Source organism: Pseudactinotalea sp. HY160, assembly GCF_009372055.1.
GTDB lineage: Bacteria > Actinomycetota > Actinomycetes > Actinomycetales > Beutenbergiaceae > HY158.
This window is the reverse complement of sequence record NZ_WHMT01000019.1, coordinates 1-17,828: the sequence shown is the minus strand read 5'-3', so window position 1 is coordinate 17,828 and position 17,828 is coordinate 1. Positions and strand designations below refer to the sequence as shown.

Below are 17,828 nucleotides of genomic sequence, written 5' to 3'. Positions count from 1 at the left end.
ACATGACCCTTACGCGGCCCACTGCTCGCCGGAACCCTGCCGGACAGTGCTCCTTCGGGTCGGAGTCCGCCGCTTCGCCTTGTCGACCACGTCCCGGGCGATGTCGGCGACGATCTGGGCCGGAGCCACCGATTCGTCGTCCTCGAAGTCGACCACGGACACGTCCTGCCCTTCCCCCATGAGGTCTTGGAGCAGGAGCCCCTTGTCGGAGAGCACCTTCTGGACCCGCTCATCGAGGGTGCCGGGGGCCACCATGGTGGTGATCGTGACCGGCCTGGTTGAGCCGATGCGGTGCGCGCGGTCTTCTGCCTGCTGCACGAGCGCGGGGGTCCAATCGGTCTCGACGAACAGCACGTCACTGGAGCGGGTGAGGGTGATTCCGGTGCCGGCGGCGGTGATGGAGGCGACCAGGACGGGGACGAGTCCGGCCTGGAAGTCGTCGACGATCTTGGTGCGGGTGTCGTTGTCGGTGCCGCCGATGATGACGCGGGCTCCCCCGATTGCGGCCGGGACGGCTGTCGCCATCGCCTCGGAGACGACCCGGTGGTGGGTCCACACGATGAGGGGCCGGTTGAAGGTGGTCCTACCTGCCTCGTCGATGGACGTTCCGGTCTGGGCGATCCAGTCGGTGATGTATTCGGTGGCGGGTGCGACTTTCGCCATGCCGGCTGCGCGTCGCAGCATCGAGGTCAGGCCGATCGAGTCGCGGGAGTAGGCGGTGACCGCCTCATCGTCGGGGGTCTTGCCGTGCTCGTCGACGTAGTCTGCGACCCATTCAGCCACTTTCGCCTTCACGTCCTTGTGCGCCTGCCGGAACCCGGACAGGTCCACGTCGGTGATGAGGTCGTGGCGGGTCTTGGCCGGCAGGTCCAGCACGTCCTCTTTGCGGCGGCGCACCCACACGCGGGAATCGAAGACGGTGCGCAGCTGCGGCATCATCTTCTTGCGCGCCACCCACGCCTTGAAGTGGTTCTGGCGGGCGTAGGTGGTGGCGAAGGCGTCGTACCCGCCGAAGATGGGTCCGAGTTGGCCCGTGATCGCCAGCGGTGAGGCGAGTTCGACCGGGTTGGCGAGCATGGGCGTCCCAGAGATCGCGATTCGTGTCCCGTCGATCCCTTCGGCCACGTCCCGTACGGCCTTGGCGCGCGCCGAATCCCACGTCTTGTGCCGGTGAACCTCATCGACGATGAGCCCATCGGGAGCCCACGCCCTGATCCGTTCGAGGAGGGCCGGGCGGGAGGCCATGAGCGAGTCGGAGACGATGACCGCGCCCACGTCGGGGAAGCCGGGCTCCTTCCGTTTGGAGGTGATGACCACGGCCTCGGATTCGGCACGAGGGGTCTGCGGCGTCGCGGGCCGGGAGGCCACCTTCGAGGCGGTCGTCTCGCGCTGCCACTGGGTCAGGGCCACCGGCGGGGAGACGACGAGCAGACGGCGAACACCAGTGATCGCATGGGCCGCGAGGGCTTGCCGGGTGTTGTGTGTCGGCACGAACCCACCGGTGAGGTACAGGTGCTCCGGGTGTTCGACCCGGATGCACCGCATCGGGACTGGTTCACCGACGGTGATGTCGGTGATGTAGAGCCACCGTTGAGTTTCGCGTGTGTGCGTGGGGAGTTTGGATGCCTTCCGCGGCAGCCGGAACACACGCTGGGTCGTGGTGAACCCGATGCGATACCGGGTCTTGGCATCCCTGCGCCCCCCGTTATACCGGTAGCTGTGCTCGTAGCACCTGACATGTGCCTTGATGCCGAGAGACCGGAGAAGCTCCGCCATCTGCCAGGCAATACGGGCGTCTGACTGGCCGAACTCGCAGTTCGCAGCCGTGACGACGGACCCGTCTGAGTCCATGAGCCCTTGGACGAGGGCCAACCTCTGCTCCGCGGATGCCCGCAAATACTCAGTCGGGATGTGCTTATCCCACAGCACGCCTATCTGCGAAAGCACTGTTTTGAGGCCAGTTGTGCCAATCCTTTTCGGGTCCCTCGTTGTCTGTCTTGGCCTGAACTCGGCGTGCTCCAGTTCGGCGATCAGGTGTTCCTGGTCGCTAGCGGTGCCATCCAAGCACGGCACGGGGCTTGCAGTGAACTCCCCACCCCCTCGGTGCCCGTCTCCGAGCCACATGCCGAGGATATATGGGTCGAGAGGCAGCTCGGCCTCTGGCAGCACTACGGCCTCCGGCAGTCGAATCGCCCAGTTCCGAGCGTCGTCGTACATGCCCGACCGTAACTGCTTGCGCATCTCATCGGTCGTGACGATTCGCTCCAGCGGCGCAAGATAGTTGCGCCCACCCGGCAGGTAATGCCGCTCACGTCGCCACGCAAGCGTGTTGATCGTGCTCTGGGCGCGGTACTTGGTTGGCCCCCGGTCTTCCGTGCGCCGTTCGATACCGAAGTCCTTGGTCGTCGCCAGCACATATGGGACGCTCACCCCGGCAGCGGCAGCAATCACTCTCGCCGGTAGAAAGACCTCGCCGAGACGGGCTCCAACTGTACGAAGTGCTGCGGCCTCAGCGAATACCCGCTCGCGCATGCGGTTCCCGAATGCCTTGCTCCTGCAGTGCGCCTTGCGCTCCCGTGCCGGTGCCACGATCCACTCATGGTCGCCTGATGCCTCAATTACCTGCCCGTCAGAGAGATGCACGGAGTACACCGGCTTGACGTGTATCGGGGAGAGCCCGAGCACCTTCGTGACCGATCCGTCACGGGCGAATACTTCATCCCCCGGGCGCAACTCTCCCATTGTCGTCCACCCCGTCGGTGTCGGAATTGGAGCGGTGAGTGGCTGTGACTTGCCCAAACCTGGCTGATCGCCCAGAATGCGGTGCCCGCCGGCGGCTGCGATGGCCCCGGCCCGCTGGTACGGGTAGAGCGCCAGCGCGAACCAGTCCGGCACGTCCCCCACCGACTCGACTGCTCCTGCCCCGGCCGACCCGGCTGCATCGACCGATGAAGCCAGCGCCAGCGAGGAGACCCCCTCGATGAGGCGCGCCGGCTGGCGAGCCTGGCGTGCAGCCTCCACGAGGGCGTCCGAACAGTGCACCCCTGGGCGGGGACGCCCGCGATCATTGAGCACATCGGTCAAAGGCAGCTCGAATCGTCCCGTCGCCTTGTCCCACATGGCCCCGGCACCGAGCAGGTCCCGGGCAGCCATGAACCCGGCCAGCCGGGGCCGGACCAGCACGACGTGGGGGCGGGCCTTCGACCGCTTCAACAGTGGGGCCACGAGCTCATCGAGGTCTTCCACCCCGTCCAGTGACGGGTCACCCGAGAGCGTGTCCAGGTCGATGTCGAACCCGGCGGCAACCAGCTGCCGGGACGGGGCGGGCCCGGTACCGGTCACGTCCCACACCTTCTCGGCGGGATTCCAGGTGCGTCCGGGCAGCTTCTTGACCCAGTCGATGAGGAACTTGCCGCGGGAATCGCGGGCGTTGGAGGGGAACGAGAGCCGCAGTATCGGCTGACGGTAGGTGCCGGTGAGGTAGGCGGTCGGTGTGCGGGTCACGTGATGTTCTAGCCCGCGAGGATCTCGCTCCCCGTCATCGGGTCCCGCTCGCGGAGGTTCCGCCACGGCGGGTGAGGGTCCGGCTGGACTTTCACACGAGTGCCGCGGTCTCCCCGCTGGCGTACACGCTCAGGAACCATGCCCCCGCGTCGGTCGGTGCCGCATGCACGAACAGGTCGTACGGGTAGCCGGGGCTGGTGAACGCTGCCTTCTCGTCCCGGTCGAACTCGCGGTCCCTCACGAGGTTGAACAGTGACAGCAGCAGTTTTCGCAGGGCCTGGGCGGTCGTGACACCGAGGACGCCGGCGAGGACCGTGGTCGCATCCTGTACGGACCGGGAGATGGCGACGGGGGCGATGAACCCGAGCTGGGTGGCTGCCGGTGTCACGTCGCAGAGCTCGCCGATGAACAGCAGGTCACTGCGGGTGAACCCGCGCACGATTGCTCGGCGCATCTGCTCATCCACAGCCGCTATCGGGTGGTCGGTCATCAGGCTGCCTTGGGGGTGTCCATTGGGTCGGCGCACAGGCTATTCAGGTAGTCGGTGGCAACGGACAGCCTAGCGGTCCGGGACGTGAAATGTTCGAGTGCCCCCATGTAGATGGACCGTGTCGAGCCCGGGTAGGACACCGGCTGCTTCTTCAGCAGTCGCGGATCCAAGACCGCGACGACGCCCCGGTCGGACGTGGACCGGATCAGCCGGCCCGCCGCCTGCTCCAACAGTTGGGCCGCATCGACCGCGTACACCTGGTCGCGGGCACGGAACTCGTTCATGTCCTGGGCGAGGACATCGACCCGCGCGTCATCGACCACGTTCGCGGCACCGCGCGGCACCCGGTCGACGATCACCAGCGAGCAGGTCCGTCCCGGTGCGTCCACGCCGGTCATGTAGGAGCGGGTGCCCACGAGCACCGAGGTCTCATCTGCGCGCCACGCCCGGGTCGTGTGCTCCTTGCCGCGCCCATCCCACTGGGAGTGCACCTGCCAGCGGCCCCGGGAACGCCGGCGCAGCGCCTCGACGTAGAACCGTCCCGCCGAGGACGTGGCCGACAGGACGATGGCCCGCCCGCCCGCGGCCTCGATGAGGGTCTGCATCAACTCGACCGCCCAGGCCGGGTGCTCCTGGGTGTCCAGGGAGGCACGCTGGCCGTAGGAGCGCACCGGCAGGTCTCGCCCGTCCGCCCGGGCCCGGGGAACGTACAGCAGCGAGGAGTCGTAGGCGGACTCGAACGGCGACTCGTATTCGACGATGGGGGCCTTCAAGCCCGCATCGAACGGGAACGACTTCGGCAGGGTGGCCGAGACCGCCGCCACCGGCAGGTAGCGCAGTTGCGGTTCCCACACCGGTTCACCGTTCTCGTCGAAGCCGTCCGGTTCTCGCGGGCCATCATCCTCACCTGGTGCTTCCGGCGTGGTCCACAGCCCCGCCCGCAGCGGCATCGACACATCCACCGGGGACAGGCACAGGGTCGGCACCTGGGGTCCGCGGGTGAACATGCCCTGCTCCGGCAGCTGGACCCACCGCGCCACCCCGATATCGCCGGTACGCACATCGCCCGCGTCCGCGCCGAGGGCAGAGATCCTTCCGGCATCACGGCGGGCCTGCATCCGGGCCGAACCCCGCGAGGACGCCGTGGCCGACATGATCATGGAGGCAGCCCGCTTACACCAGGCGGCCAGCGCCTCACCAGTGCCCGCCAGGGGGTCGTAGTCGCCGGGGATCTTCTTCCCGCTCCCACCGGCCTTCTTCGCGGCAGCCACCACCTCGCTGTTCACGGCGTCGGCGAGCACACGGCCCTGATCGCACATGTCCTTCACGTCCTCGTCGCCTTCCGGCAGCGCCCGGGTCAGAGTCCGCACCGCCGACAGGACCCGCTTCTGGGACACCTCGACCGCCCCCATATCGCGCACGATCCCGGGCAGGGTATGGGCCTCATCGACCACGAGGGCATCGACTTGGCCGAGCGCCTTCGACCCGACCACCACCGGCACCTGCTTGGATGCCTGCACGGCGAGCATCGAATGGTTCGTGACGATGATGTTCGCCTCAGCCGCCTTCCGCTTCGCCCGCTCCGGGAAGCACAGTTCCAGCAGCGGGCAGTCCGCCCCCTCGCATTCGTCCGGGGTGACCGAGACCCGCCCCCACGCCTGGCCATCGAGCGCGTGCGGGTATTCGGCCCGGTCCCCGCGCTGATTCTGAGGAGACAACGCCCACGAGACCAGCGGGTCGGTCGCGGTCGTCGCCGACGAGAGCCGGGTCAGTCCTTCGCGCAGCTCGGGCAGCGACCCCGTCTCAGGGGCGCGTGAGGACACCGACGCCGGGACCATCGTGCGGGCAGCATCCGCGGCCTTCGCGACGCATGCGTAATTGCTCCATCCCTTGTGGACGGCGACCTCGATCTCGACGCCGGTGGCATCACGCACCGCCTTCGCCACGACCGGGAAGTCCTTGGCGGTGATCTGGTGCTGCAGCCCGAGCGACTCGGTCGAAATCACGGTCCGCTCCCCCATGAGCGCCAACCTCGCGGCCGGGACCAGGTAGGCGAGCGACTTGCCCACCCCCGTGCCGGCCTTCCCGGCCACGTGACCCCCACCGTCCTGCAACACCTCGTCGATGTCTTGGGCCAGACGCAGCTGCCCGGGCCGCGGGGACGCCTCCGGCAGGCCGGTGGCATTGCGGACGGCGGCAGTGAGTAGGTCGGTCAGACCGGGAGATGGGGTCACGGTTGTTCTAGCCCGGCACGGACCCGGCAGCCCGCCCCCGCCTACCAGCTGACCGGGTGGGGCCAATGGGCCAGGTCAATCGGATCCAGGTCGGATCAGGAACCGCTGGAAGTGTCCTGCATGGCCCGCAGCCTCAACCCGCTCCCCGGCGTCGGGGCAGGCTCTCGGCGCGGGCGCGGGGTGTCCTTCCCGAGCCGCCACAGCGCCCACATCTGACCGACCAACAGGATCAGGACCGGCCAGTCCCCGTAGGAGGCGTACACGAGCATCCACAGCACCGGCCAGCGCCACCAGTAGGAGCGGGCGGTCCGGGAGACGGCCAATGCCACGAGCCCGGGCACGACCGTGATCGACCAGGTGAGGTAGACGCGCCCATCCAGGCCCCACCCGGACGCCACGGCGGGAACCAGGTTGGACAGGGCCACGATGTGCAGCATCGAGACGGCGGCGGCGGCCAGCATTCGGCCCAGCGGTGAGGACGGGATGAGCTTCATGGACTGTTCTAGCCCGCAGAGCCAGCCACTGGCGGGACAGAAGGGCCACTGCCCGCACACCAGTGATACTGGCGTCACAGCAGGGCTACTGGCGGGCGCGGGCGGCCACGTCCTCATAGTTCGTCGACGCTCGGGACAGGAAGTTCGCCCCGATCTTCACCTCGACCGGGACCACGCGGCCGTGAATGTCGGCGTACAGGGCGACAGACCCGCGAATCACCTGCCGGGTGCCCGGCTCGTACAAGGCCCGCATCGAGTCCCAGTTCGGTTCCAGTTCACCATCGCCCACCCCACCGATGGTCGCCTCGGCGGTGATGCGGCGGATCCGTTCCGGTGTCGGTTCCAGTTGCAGGATCTCGCATGCGGCGATCGCCTCGGCCCGCTTCAACGGCAGGATGAACCCGCCGGCGATGTGCTCATCGATCCCGGCAACGGTCGCATCGGAGACCCGCTGGGTGAACAGCATCGCCGAGACCGACTGGGAGCGGGCCACCCGGGCGAGCCGTTCGAGCTCACTGTTGCCGGCACCGAGGAACACCCATGCTTCATCGAGCATGACCACGCCGTGCCTGCCCGTCAGTGCCATCGCGGAACCGGACACCATGAGGCGCACCAGGTTGATGGAGATGCGCTGGGTGAGGCCGATATTCGTGGCCCCCGGCTCCGGCAGGGACAGGTTCGCGTTCCCGACCCGAATGTAGGTGATCCCGTGGGCGAGCCGGAGTGCGCGGGAGGTCGGGTTGATCCCGCACATGGCCCGGAACTGTGCGTTCGATTCCGCCAGCGAGATGACCGAGTCGACCATTTCTTTCGGTGCCACCCCGTCCCGCAACGCGATCTGGAGTGCCTGCCCGGTGCAGGTTGCCCCGTGTTCGACCCCGTAGGCCAGGGCCACGTTCGAGGGCGTCTCGAAGTTGGCTCGGTTGTCGCCCCACGGGTTCACCTGTTGCAGCATCGAGGCGGCCAGGTCCACTGCGGTGTCGGGGCTCATCCCGAACCGGAGCGGGTCGAATACGCCATCGGCGCTGAGGAGTTCATCGAGTGAGATCGTCTGCCCGCCCGAGTTGTCGACGGCGTCCTGGTGATTTGATCCCAATTTTGGGTCCACGATAACTACTGGGACATCGGCCCGGGCGAACTGGTCCGCCAGGTGCAGCATCATCAAGCTCTTGCCTGAACCTGACGCTCCCGCGACGAGGTACGTCGGCGACTTGTCCGCCTCATAGGCGGCACGCGGGTTGAACCATGCCGGCTGCCGGTCCCGTTCAGTGAAACCAGCCAGCGCGGCACCGTTCTTCGGCTCATCCCCCACCTTCGACAACGCCACCACGCCCGAGAACGCGATGGTGGAGGTCGGCAGGTCGAGCAGGTGCGGGTTCGCGCGCACATTCGAGCACGGCCACGTCTCGGCCAGGGCAGCCGGCTGCCGGTTCGTCATCGGGTTCAACCGGATCGGTGAACCGGGCCCGAGCAGGTCTTCCATGTCCTCGACTGCCTGCCCGAGACCGACGACGATGGAGGCGTCCACGAGCGTGGAGGGTGCCTTCCCGGTGCCGTAGAGGGCGTTGATCGATTCGAGCTCGGCGAGCATCTGATGCTGCTCATCCTTGTCGAGCTTGTTGTTGCGGGCCCGCTCGTTGATGTCCTCCCGGTACCGCTTCTGCTGCGCCTCGACCTCCTTGCGGGTGATCCTCGCCGGCTCCACCATCCCCCGGATCGAAATGACCGCGGCCCCGGCATCCACCAGTTGCGTCGCCCACTGCGCCCGGTAGGAATCCGAGGGCGAATAGTCGAGCTCAACGTCCTGGACGGCCGCCATCGACAGGGTGTGGAACCCGTCCATCTTCGGCCAGTCGGCCATCGGCTTATCGGCCAGGTGGTCGCGGGCGTACCGGGCCATCGCCGGACGTGAGAACACGGCAATCGAATCCACCTCGGGGCGCATCACCGGGTCCGAGGCCAGCCCGTAATTGAACCAGGCGTTCGCCATGCGAATATCGGAGGCCGATGCCGTCAACAGGCCGGCGCGCGTCAACGCAGCATCGACCCGGGCGAAATCCTCATCGAAGTCCTCAATCGGGGTGCCACCGGTCATGAGGGTCTCCATGACCGAGTCGATAGCGCCCCGCAGCCCGGCCTTGCCGACCACCTGGTCACGCAGACGCACCCCGAACAGCAACACCCGCCGGTCGACAGAATCCTGCCCGTAATCGTCCCGCAGGTCGCCCGCGCACGGGTGCTCGCGCGGCGGCTCGAACCAGGTCGGCACATTCACCAGCAGCAGATGCACATTGCGGTAGTTCGCCTTCACCATCGCCCGCCGGTTCCCGCCCCGGATCGGGGTCAGCGCCGAGACCGCCTCATACGCCGACAACAGCGGTTCCGAAGCGGCGAGCATCTTCGACATCGTCTTCGCGTCCTGCACCGCCGACATCGGCACCCGCCGGTACAGCCACACCCCCGCGCCCGGGCGGCCCACCAGGCGGCCATCACGCAGCCGGGTGCGCATCGCCGTCGGCCACACCGGCTCGGTCCCCTCGAACTGGTCGATACGTGCCTTGGCGCTCACTGGTCCTCCTCCTGCTCATCCTTGCCGGCATCACCGGAACTCTCACTGCCGTCACCCTGGTCACTGGAACTCTGCTCGTCGGTAGGCTGGCTGGACGAGTTGTCGCTATCGGTCGGTGCCACGAGCGTCCTGCCCGTCACCGCGTTCTGGAACGGCTTCAACTCCGGCCCACTGCCCGGCCCGCCCCATGCGACCACCTGCGGGGAGGCCGTGTCGGCCCGGTGAATGAGCAGGTCGTAGGAGACCGGCTGGGCATCCGATGCCGGATTCCCCTGCGCAGGTTCCTCGCCCCACGTGAACATCAACTCGACGCGCGTGATCAGCACATCGGGGTCTGCCGGTGCCCGCCCCTCCTCATTCAACAGGGAGGCCGGGACCGAGGAGTCACCGAGCTCCACCCGGGCCAGCGACACGCCCATGAGCGGCATGTACGAGTGCGCCGAATCGGGGTCACCGGTCGCCAGCCGCAACGCCGCCGGATCCTGCCCGGTGAACGCCTTCGCCCACTGCCGCACCGCCTCCTCGACCGAACTGGACGCCCCCACGGTCACCGCACCCGGCCACGGCGTACCGGCCTGCAACTGGGGCGCGCTCGGCGCGTACGGAACCAGCGACGGGGTTCCCACGGTTTGCACCCCGAGGGAGGGGTCCACGATCGTCGTCACCTGGGAGGAGAACGTGTTCGTCCCATCGGTCAGCGTGAACCGGTGAGCCAGGATCCGATCCAACTGCCCGCCCGCGCCCGTGGGCCCACCCGAGAGCCCACCTGAGTGTCCATCGGGGTCGGTTTCTTGGCCGGGAGCCGACATGGCCGGCACCTCGCGGGCATAGTTCCACGACAGCACCCGCCCGCCAGGCAACGGAGACGGGTCACCCGCCAGCCAATCCCTGACCGCCTGCGTGGCCACGGCACGAGACTGGACCGTGAGCGGGTCATCCGCCGTCACCGTCCCCGGGGCGGCCTGAACCTGCCCATCCGAGGTGTTCGGGCCGAACACGGCGAACACGGCCAGCAGCAGCGATGGCACGAGCGCATACGTGGCGAACGTGACGTACCGCCTCTGCCAGCGCGCCCGGGCCACCCCACGCTCATCCGGGAGGCCGGAGCGGGGAGCCTCACTGACCCGATCCGCCCACGCATCCACCCGCTTGCGCTTCACCATGACCTGCCCCCCGTCTGCCCATCTCCCATATGGCCGTCCCCTATCTGGCCGGTCGCCTCCCGGGCGTATTCGGCCACCAGGTAGTCGGGGTCGGCCAAGAGCACTTCGAGCACGTCCCGGGCCAGGCCCGTCTCCCGCGCCAACGTTCGGCGCACAGTCACGTCCGCATGGGCACTGAGCATCTCCGTGCACTCGACGCAGCGGACCTGCCCGGCATCCACCCGGCGGCGGCACCGCCTCCAGTCACGGCGATCCTTCCCCGGAGTGGACACCCCTGGAGACGTGGCACCACTGGGAGTGGGACGCCAACTCCTGCACCTGGCCATGACCCCGATCAGCCCTTCTTGGCCAGCGAGGCCACCTCTTCGACATGCCCCAGCACCGCGTCGGTGATGTCGGCCGCCGACAAGGCCAGCGCCGCCTTCGCATCCGCCGTCGGCATCGTCCCCGGCAGCACACCGAGCTCGGCGAGCACCTGCCAGATCGACTTCATCCGGGACTTGTTCATCGTCAGCACCGTCACCGCACGCTCCGCCGGGTCACTGATCGCCAGGTCACGCACATCGGACAGGACCGTCGTATCGGCCCGCGAGGACGTCATCACCGCCACCGCCAGATCCACCGGATCGGTGCCGGTGCCGAGCAGCGTCGCCAGCAGGCCCACATCGGTCTCATCGGCCCGACTGAGCTCAATCGACTTCGCAGCCGAACGCCGGATCAGGTGCTTGTCAGGTCCGGTGCGCCTGCGCCGCTTGCCGGCCGCCGGCTGACCCGAACCCTCATCCGCACCGGACTCGTCGATATTGGACTCGTCGGCCGTGTCCCCGGCGTCCGAGGTGTACGCGGCGTCCGAGGGCTCGCTGGTGGGGGTGTCGAAGGCGTCCTCGCCGGTGTCGTTGCCAGCACCGGTGTCAGCGCCGTCGTAGGTGTCGGCGAACTCGTCGTAGCCGGTCATCGTCGTCATCGTGGGTTGTCTCCTGGTTCTCACGTGGTGGGCGTTTCGCCCCCTCGCATAGGCCCATGCGTAGACGCACGAAAGCCCCCGCGTGTCCGTGCTGTCGTGACAGCAGTCGGTGCCCGCAGGGGCTTCAAGTAGAGGTTCGAGTAGCAGTGAGTGGTGGCCCGTCAGGGGTGGATTCTGGCTGGCCCTACCTTGCCTGGTCGGTGATCGCGGCCCGGCGCTGGGACGAGCGAGCCCCGACCCGGTTCGTGCGGCCACCGGCCCGCAGGCGGCGGGCGTTCTGGTCGGCGTGGACACCGGCGGCACCCGAGGAGCGGTGCTGCATTCGGCCACTCACCAGCGATTCGGGGAGCTCGAATCCGGGCTTGGACGGGCGGCGGCGGGCAGACATGGCATTCTCCAATGCAGGTGAGGCGAACAGGGTGCTGACCACCTGGGTGTGCGGGGCGGGCAGACCGATGCCCCGGCCACCAGGACGGTGACCGGGGCTGACTGGGCCCGCCGAGGTCGAGCGGGAGTCCGGTCAGTCGTCGCTGTCGGCCTCCCCGAGGTCCTCGACGTGGCGGATGACTCGCACCTTGCCGCCGTCGAACTCTTCGACCTCGACCCACAGCAGCACCCGGTGCCCCTTCAGGGCGTTGAGTCGCTTGGCCATCGCCATCCCGTCCGGGTTGTCGGAACGTTCGGTGCGCGCATACTCGACGCCGTCCTCGTTCCACTTCGAGGGCTTCGTCTTCAGCGTGATCTTGCCGCGGGTGGAGGACTTCTCCTTCACGACCTTGACGACGGTGGCGGTGAACACCTTGCAGGCGTCGATCTGGGCGACAGCCCTGGAGACCGGTGAGGTCTCCCCGGTCATGATCCGCAGCGAGATCGCCTGGGTCTTCACGCGGGTCTGGTAGTCGGCATCGGACTCGTCGGTGCCCTTGGGGGCGATGGAGGTGACGGCGGCGAGGACAACATCCTCGGTGGTGACGGTCATGGCGGTGGTTGCTCCTTGATGGAAGGGGTTGGGGTGGGTCAGGCGACCCGGTCGTAGGTCATGCGGGTGGCCAGGGCCTCCCACGGATGGTCATCGGGCTCGTCGTCATGCAGCGAGACCGCGGCGGCGGCAATCGAGGCGCACCGGCGGGTGGCCTTCTTCGCCCACGTGGCCCAATCGTCACTGTCACCACCGAACGGCAGCGGCAGGGTCGCGAGCGTCGAAGACAGTGCGTGCCGCATCCGAGTGTTCGACCCGGCCTGCCAGTCGCGGGTGCCGAACGCCTTCTCCTGGGCGTCCAGGACGACCATGCCGAACGTCTTGGACAGGGCATCCACCGTCTGCGGGGTCATCTTGATACCGCGGGCATCCAGCTGCTGGACGGCCAAGGTCACCGTGCCGAACAAGGCGATGGCGGTGTAGCTGGCGGGGTCGATACCGCGCTTGGGCGGGTCATCCCACGGCTTCCCCTCACGCTTCGTGAAACCAGTCATCGGTTCGTGCTCCTCATCCTCGCTACCGTCGTCGTCCTTGGTGGTCTTGCCCTTCCGGTGTGCGGCACCGGCAGGTCCGCGCCCCGCATCGGGATCCGAATCCGAATCCGATCCAGCCGCCCCATCCCCGGCTGCCTCATCCCCGGCAACCTCATCTGCAAGTGGCTCGTCTGCAAGTGGCTCATCTGCGGCCACCTCGTCTACAAGTGCCTCGTCATCCAGTGCCTCGTCATCCAGTGGTGGGGCGTCGTCCTCGGCGGTCGCCTCTTCCAGGTCGGCCAGCATGTCCATGCGCTTGACCTTCCCGCGGACCGGGGTGTGCGGGCCGGGGATCGGCAGTTCCCGTGCCGACGGCTGCGGCACCCGGGGCCCCTTACCGGCGAGCTTCGCGGCAGGGCAGGTGTTCACCAGCGGGCACCAGCCGCACAGGGCCGAAGTCTTCGCCGGGAACTCCCCCTCGGCGACGTAGCCCTTCAGTTCGTCCCACGTCTCGGTGAATCCGGCGACAGTGCGCTTGATCGCTGGGCCCGTCACCGACACCTTCCGGGACCGACCGGCCCCCGTGTACAGCAGCCGTCCCACCTTCGGGCGGACCCCGTAGCGGGCCTCATAGGCAGCCGCATACAGGCGGATCTGGTCGCCGTGGTCGTCACCGAACCGCAACGCCTGAGAAGCGGTCACCGCCCTGCCGGCCTTGAAGTCACCGATCTCGATGCCGTCCTCACCGGTGCGGCTGATCCGGTCGATGAAACCGATGAACGGCACCCCGCCGACCTCGATCCCGTCGAAACGCTCCTCCAGGCCGACGACATCGACGGCGGTCGGATCCTCGATCTTGAACAGCGGCAGCACCCTCGACATCACCTCCGCGCCCCACTTGAGGCGGTCCACCTGCTCGTCCTCACGCCACGTCTGTGCAGCGAGCTCGACGATGAAGCCGATGGCCCGCTCTGTGGTGCGCTCCGGTCCAGGCAGCCCGAACAGTTCCTCGAAGACCGCGTGGGCGGACGTGCCCAGCGCCGCCGGAGAGAACGGGTCCTCATCGCGGGGACGCAACCGGTCGGCCACGAACCGGGCCGGGCAACTCTGGACCGCCTTCATCGTCGAGGCCGACAGGGCCGGACGGTCCACCTTCGCCAGCGCCACCGGATCGTCGACGACCAGGGAGGTCTCAGTCCAGTGAGTCACCTCATGCATCGGCCTCTGTTCGGCTTCCTGGCCCGTGTCCGGCTTGCCCTCGGACCCACTGCCCTCAGCAGGGTTGCCGCCAGCAGTGTCGCTACCAGCGGGCTCGGGGGCCGATTCCCCTTCGGGCGGGGTGGCCTGCGAGGTGGGCGCGGGGGCGGTGAGGGTCGTTGCGGGCATGGTTGTTCTAGCCCGGGAGCGGGTGCCTTCGCTGTCGCCCACCCCATGCTCCCTACCCCATGCTCCCCACCCGATTCCGGCCACCCCACGCCGCCCGCCTATTCGGTGTCGTCCTCGTCGCTGTCCTCGTCACCGACCCCGTTGAGCAGCAGTTCCCGCAGAACCGGGACGCCTGCGACTTTCTGGTCCCCGGAGGAGACGCGCACCGTCGGCTGCAGGGACCGCCCGTTCGAGCGGCGCTTCCAGCCACTGGATTCGGGCACGGTCAGGCGCTCGTCCCAGGCGGAGGTCCAGGCGGTGGCCTGCTTCTGCCCGTACGGCAGGAGGCCGGGGTAGCGGCGCTGCGCCTCATCGAAGGCGATCACCTGGTCGAGGAGGATGACCGGGGTGTGCCGGTCCGGGGTGGTCACCGCCCAGCCGATGCGGGGGCCGAGTGGCCGGGATTCCCCGCCCTGCTTGACCCAGCCGAGCTGGCGGTTGATCAGGTCGGATTCGTTGTCGCCACTGGCCGGTGGATAGTTCGGGTCATCGAGTGCGGCTACGTGCGCCTGACCGGCCGAGAGCAGCTTGCCGACCGCCTGCAGCACCCGCCGTCCCGGGGAGGTCCCCTTCTGCTCGTCGTGGGCGGAGGCGACCTGTTGGGCCACCAATGCCGGCAGCCCTGCCATCGCCAGGCGGCGCGTAAACTCCCTGCCCATACCGAGGTCGTCGGCCATCTGCGACAGCCGCACCAGCGAGATCATCACATCGGCTGCCATGCCCGCGTGCCGAGAGGCGTCCCCCTTGTCGGAACGGGAGATCACCTGGGCCGCGTACGCCTCACATTCCTTGATCTCGTCCTCGACCCGGGTGACCATCCCGGCCCACCCGTCCGGGCTCTGCGCGGCCTTCCACAGGTGCCAGCGGATGAACGCCCCAGCAAGACGTGCAGGCTGCCCGCCGTGGCCGAGCATCTCTTCGAGCCGGTTCGTCTGGGACCGGTCCCCCAGCACCCCGTCACCGAAATGCAGCAGCACCAGCCGGTCGCTGACGGAGGAGACCGACGGCTCGTTCTCGGCAGTGACGATGAGGACCGCGCGCGGGTTGTTCACCGCCCGGGCGGTCATGTCGGCGTTCATGCGCCGCTTGCCGGTGCCGTTGTGGATCGACCGGATCAGGTCACCCATCGCGGCCTCTTCCCGGGACGCCTGGTTGCGGTCGGTCGAGGGTGCCAGGTCGTCGGAGACCCAGATGTTGGCGTGGGCCACCGAATGCTCCATCGAGGCGATGGTGTCCTTGGCCGAACCGGGCAGGTGGTCCCCGCCCCACGTGCCCGGGGAGGGGTGCCAGAACGACATGACGTGGGAGGCCGAGAACGACTTCCCGCTACGGCGGGCACCCACGAAATAGGCCACCGTCGAGGGGCGTACTGGGATCGCCGGTCGCAGGGCGATAGCCAGGATCGTCGAGGCCATCTTCGGGTCCGTCCAGGCACCCGAGTCGATGTAGACGTCCATCACGTCGCGCAGGTCGGCGCGGGCCTGCTCCATCCAGTCCACGTCTGCCGCTGGGGGCACGACCCCGAAGTTGGAGGCACCGGCGAGCATGTCGTCCCCGACCCCGATGATCGGCGAAGAGGTCTGGATGCCGTCGGCGGTCATGACCTGGTTGCCGACGATGTATGAGGGCAGACCCTCATCGGAGGGGACCCAGCCCATGCACGCCCAGCGGGTGTTGGTGGTCGTCTCGGCAGTGCGGTTCTTCTTCACCGCCCGCAGCCACTTCAGGCCCTCCTCCGGTGGCCATTCGGGGTGACGCAGCAGGCTCGCAGGGATGCGCCCACCCTTGCGGTCCCAGTCCTTGGGCGGGTAGCCGAGCACGATGGCCGGGCCGGTGACCACGGCAGAATCGACCAGGTCGGTCTGCTCGTTCATCCACGAGGTCTCCACCTCCACGCGCACGTCCGCCGACTCGTCGTAGGGGGCCGTGCGGCCGGTCAGCATCTCAGTGCGGGTGGGCTGGCGCAGCGTCTCCTCCGACAGGACCCGGCCACCGATGGGCACCCGGTCCACCCAGCGGGTCGACTCCCCCAACCCGTCGTCCTGAACGGGCACGGCCTCCTGGGTCTTCACCCCGCCCGGGTGGACACGCCACTCCTTGGGGGCACCCTCGTCCTTACCGGCGGGACGTTCCGGCAGGTCCGTCAGGGCACCGGCCAGATCTTCCCAGCGGCCGTACTCGGCGAGGAAGTCATCGACGCCGGCCTTCGTGGCCGCAGCCTCGGGACTGGCCAGGGCCAGGTTCACCAACTGGGCGGAGGAGGCGTGGCGGGCATCGAGGTGGGTGAGCAGCTGGCGTGCCTGGTCCCACACGTTCCGGTTGACGGCGGCGTCGGCATCGAAGGCTACCCACACGGGACGGCCCTTGACCGGAAGCGAGTTCCATTCGTGTCGGCCCTTCCAGTTCCCGACACCGACGAAAGAGATGATCAGGAACCGGTGCTCGGGCGGCACCTGCTCCATGAGGGCGCGCAGCTCCATGGCCGGGTCGCCACCGTCGTGGACCTTCGCCAGCTGCTTGGCGGAGATGCCCGCGGCACGCAGCAGTCCCGTCAGTGCCGCATCGCCCTTGATGAGCCCCTCGGTGAAGAAGAATCCGGCCGGGTCGGTGGCCCAGGAGGCGGGGGTGGCCGGGTGCAGGTCGAGCTCGGTGTCCGTGCCCTTGAACATGTCGTATTTGCGCTGCTTGCCGTCCTTGCCGATGATCGGTTCGGCCGGGCGCATCTGCAGGGTCGTGTGCGTGGCCACGTTGCCGGCGTTCGCGGCCGCAGCCGTCTCATCGACCCGGTACCAGGGCATGAGCATCGCATCGGACAGACCCACGTCGTTCTTCAACTGGCGGGCGTGCCCAGAGTTCATCGACCCCAGCCGCAGGCGGGCCACCGCGTCCTTGATGCCGTCCGGCCGGATCGTCTCATAGCCGCGTGCGGCAGCGACCAGGGGTGCCACCGCACAGGCCGCGAGCTTGTCCGCCCCGTGCCCTGAATCGAGGGTCGTGAACTTCTCGGCCGGGAACGTCGGGCGGGGACTGGGCGCGGGCGTCTTCTTGCTCATGGGGGTTCTAGCCCGGCGCACCCGGCCATGCCCGCCCCTACGGGTGCGCCCCACGTGCATGCGCGGGCCCACCCCGAACGAGTGCCCTGGACGAGTGCCTCGACCGGATCCCGTATCGGGATGGGGGCCGGGCGGACACTGCCCGCCGGTGGGTGCTCGAACTGCCTCGCCGATGGGTGCTGATGGTGGCTACCGGTGGCCGCGAGGGTCAGGGCTCGGTGGTCGTGATGGGCGGGTTGGTGCTCGCACACCGTTTTGGGGTGTTGTCACCTCTGGTTGGAGGGGGTGTGGCAACTTGGAATCGTTGATTTCGTGCGGAAAGGTAGGGGTGGCTCAGTGGGCGCTGGGGGTCACTTGTCACCGTTGGCACCAGTGGGTTGGATCGGGTGACAAGTAAAGGGATTGCAAAAGGTGCAGGTCAGAGCGGGTGCGAGTGCCCCATATATATATATTTGTCACTTTGACACCTACACAGACACA

At 68.1% G+C, this 17,828-nt stretch carries 11 protein-coding genes; all 11 read right to left on the bottom strand.

Annotation, left to right across the window (positions count from 1 at the left end):
• Positions 1-9 precede the first annotated feature (9 nt).
• The 11 genes from GCG21_RS13630 to GCG21_RS13580 all read right to left on the bottom strand — a co-directional run bounded on the left by GCG21_RS13630 (position 10) and on the right by GCG21_RS13580 (position 17,348).
• Entirely contained in the window at positions 10-3,120 is a 3,111-nt protein-coding gene (locus GCG21_RS13630; protein ID WP_194165103.1) for a helicase-related protein, read from the bottom strand.
• 475 nt (positions 3,121-3,595) lie between these two features.
• Positions 3,596-3,958: a hypothetical protein gene (locus GCG21_RS13625; RefSeq protein WP_152910230.1), complete on the bottom strand. Its 363-nt coding sequence runs from the start codon at positions 3,956-3,958 to the stop codon at positions 3,596-3,598.
• A gap of 35 nt (positions 3,959-3,993) precedes the next feature.
• Positions 3,994-6,228: an ATP-dependent DNA helicase gene (locus tag GCG21_RS17355; RefSeq protein ID WP_152910229.1), complete on the bottom strand. Its 2,235-nt coding sequence runs from the start codon at positions 6,226-6,228 to the stop codon at positions 3,994-3,996.
• Positions 6,229-6,323: 95 nt separating this feature from the next.
• The gene (locus GCG21_RS13615; protein ID WP_152910228.1) at positions 6,324-6,722 is read right to left on the bottom strand and encodes a hypothetical protein; all 399 of its coding nucleotides are present in this window, start codon (positions 6,720-6,722) and stop codon (positions 6,324-6,326) included.
• Positions 6,723-6,807: 85 nt separating this feature from the next.
• The gene (locus GCG21_RS17350; protein ID WP_152910227.1) at positions 6,808-9,291 is read right to left on the bottom strand and encodes an ATP-binding protein; all 2,484 of its coding nucleotides are present in this window, start codon (positions 9,289-9,291) and stop codon (positions 6,808-6,810) included.
• Positions 9,288-10,454, bottom strand: coding sequence for a hypothetical protein (locus GCG21_RS13605; RefSeq protein ID WP_152910226.1), 1,167 nt, complete (start codon positions 10,452-10,454; stop codon positions 9,288-9,290). The genes GCG21_RS17350 and GCG21_RS13605 overlap by 4 nt, the downstream gene beginning before the upstream one ends.
• Positions 10,455-10,788: 334 nt before the next feature.
• Positions 10,789-11,409, bottom strand: coding sequence for a hypothetical protein (locus tag GCG21_RS13600; protein ID WP_152910225.1), 621 nt, complete (start codon positions 11,407-11,409; stop codon positions 10,789-10,791).
• Between the two features lie 193 nt (positions 11,410-11,602).
• Positions 11,603-11,806 (bottom strand): hypothetical protein, encoded by a 204-nt coding sequence (locus GCG21_RS13595; protein WP_152910224.1) that lies wholly within the window; start codon positions 11,804-11,806, stop codon positions 11,603-11,605.
• Between the two features lie 132 nt (positions 11,807-11,938).
• Positions 11,939-12,397, bottom strand: coding sequence for a hypothetical protein (locus tag GCG21_RS13590; protein WP_152910223.1), 459 nt, complete (start codon positions 12,395-12,397; stop codon positions 11,939-11,941).
• 38 nt (positions 12,398-12,435) lie between these two features.
• The gene (locus GCG21_RS13585) at positions 12,436-14,088 is read right to left on the bottom strand and encodes a RecB family exonuclease (protein WP_305071747.1); all 1,653 of its coding nucleotides are present in this window, start codon (positions 14,086-14,088) and stop codon (positions 12,436-12,438) included.
• Between the two features lie 266 nt (positions 14,089-14,354).
• Entirely contained in the window at positions 14,355-17,348 is a 2,994-nt protein-coding gene (locus GCG21_RS13580; RefSeq protein WP_152910221.1) for a hypothetical protein, read from the bottom strand.
• Between the last annotated feature and the right edge of the window lie 480 nt (positions 17,349-17,828).

Excerpts from the sequence above, each read along its gene's own strand:
- GCG21_RS13630 (WP_194165103.1), bottom strand. The coding sequence starts at position 3,120 with ATGTGGGACAAGGCGACGGGACGATTCGAGCTGCCTTTGACCGATGTG.
- GCG21_RS13625 (WP_152910230.1), bottom strand. The coding sequence starts at position 3,958 with ATGCGCCGAGCAATCGTGCGCGGGTTCACCCGCAGTGACCTGCTGTTC.
- GCG21_RS13615 (WP_152910228.1), bottom strand. The coding sequence starts at position 6,722 with ATGAAGCTCATCCCGTCCTCACCGCTGGGCCGAATGCTGGCCGCCGCC.
- GCG21_RS13605 (WP_152910226.1), bottom strand. The coding sequence starts at position 10,454 with ATGGTGAAGCGCAAGCGGGTGGATGCGTGGGCGGATCGGGTCAGTGAG.
- GCG21_RS13600 (WP_152910225.1), bottom strand. The coding sequence starts at position 11,409 with ATGACCGGCTACGACGAGTTCGCCGACACCTACGACGGCGCTGACACC.
- GCG21_RS13595 (WP_152910224.1), bottom strand. The coding sequence starts at position 11,806 with ATGTCTGCCCGCCGCCGCCCGTCCAAGCCCGGATTCGAGCTCCCCGAA.
- GCG21_RS13590 (WP_152910223.1), bottom strand. The coding sequence starts at position 12,397 with ATGACCGTCACCACCGAGGATGTTGTCCTCGCCGCCGTCACCTCCATC.
- GCG21_RS13585 (WP_305071747.1), bottom strand. The coding sequence starts at position 14,088 with ATGCATGAGGTGACTCACTGGACTGAGACCTCCCTGGTCGTCGACGAT.
- GCG21_RS13580 (WP_152910221.1), bottom strand. The coding sequence starts at position 17,348 with ATGAGCAAGAAGACGCCCGCGCCCAGTCCCCGCCCGACGTTCCCGGCC.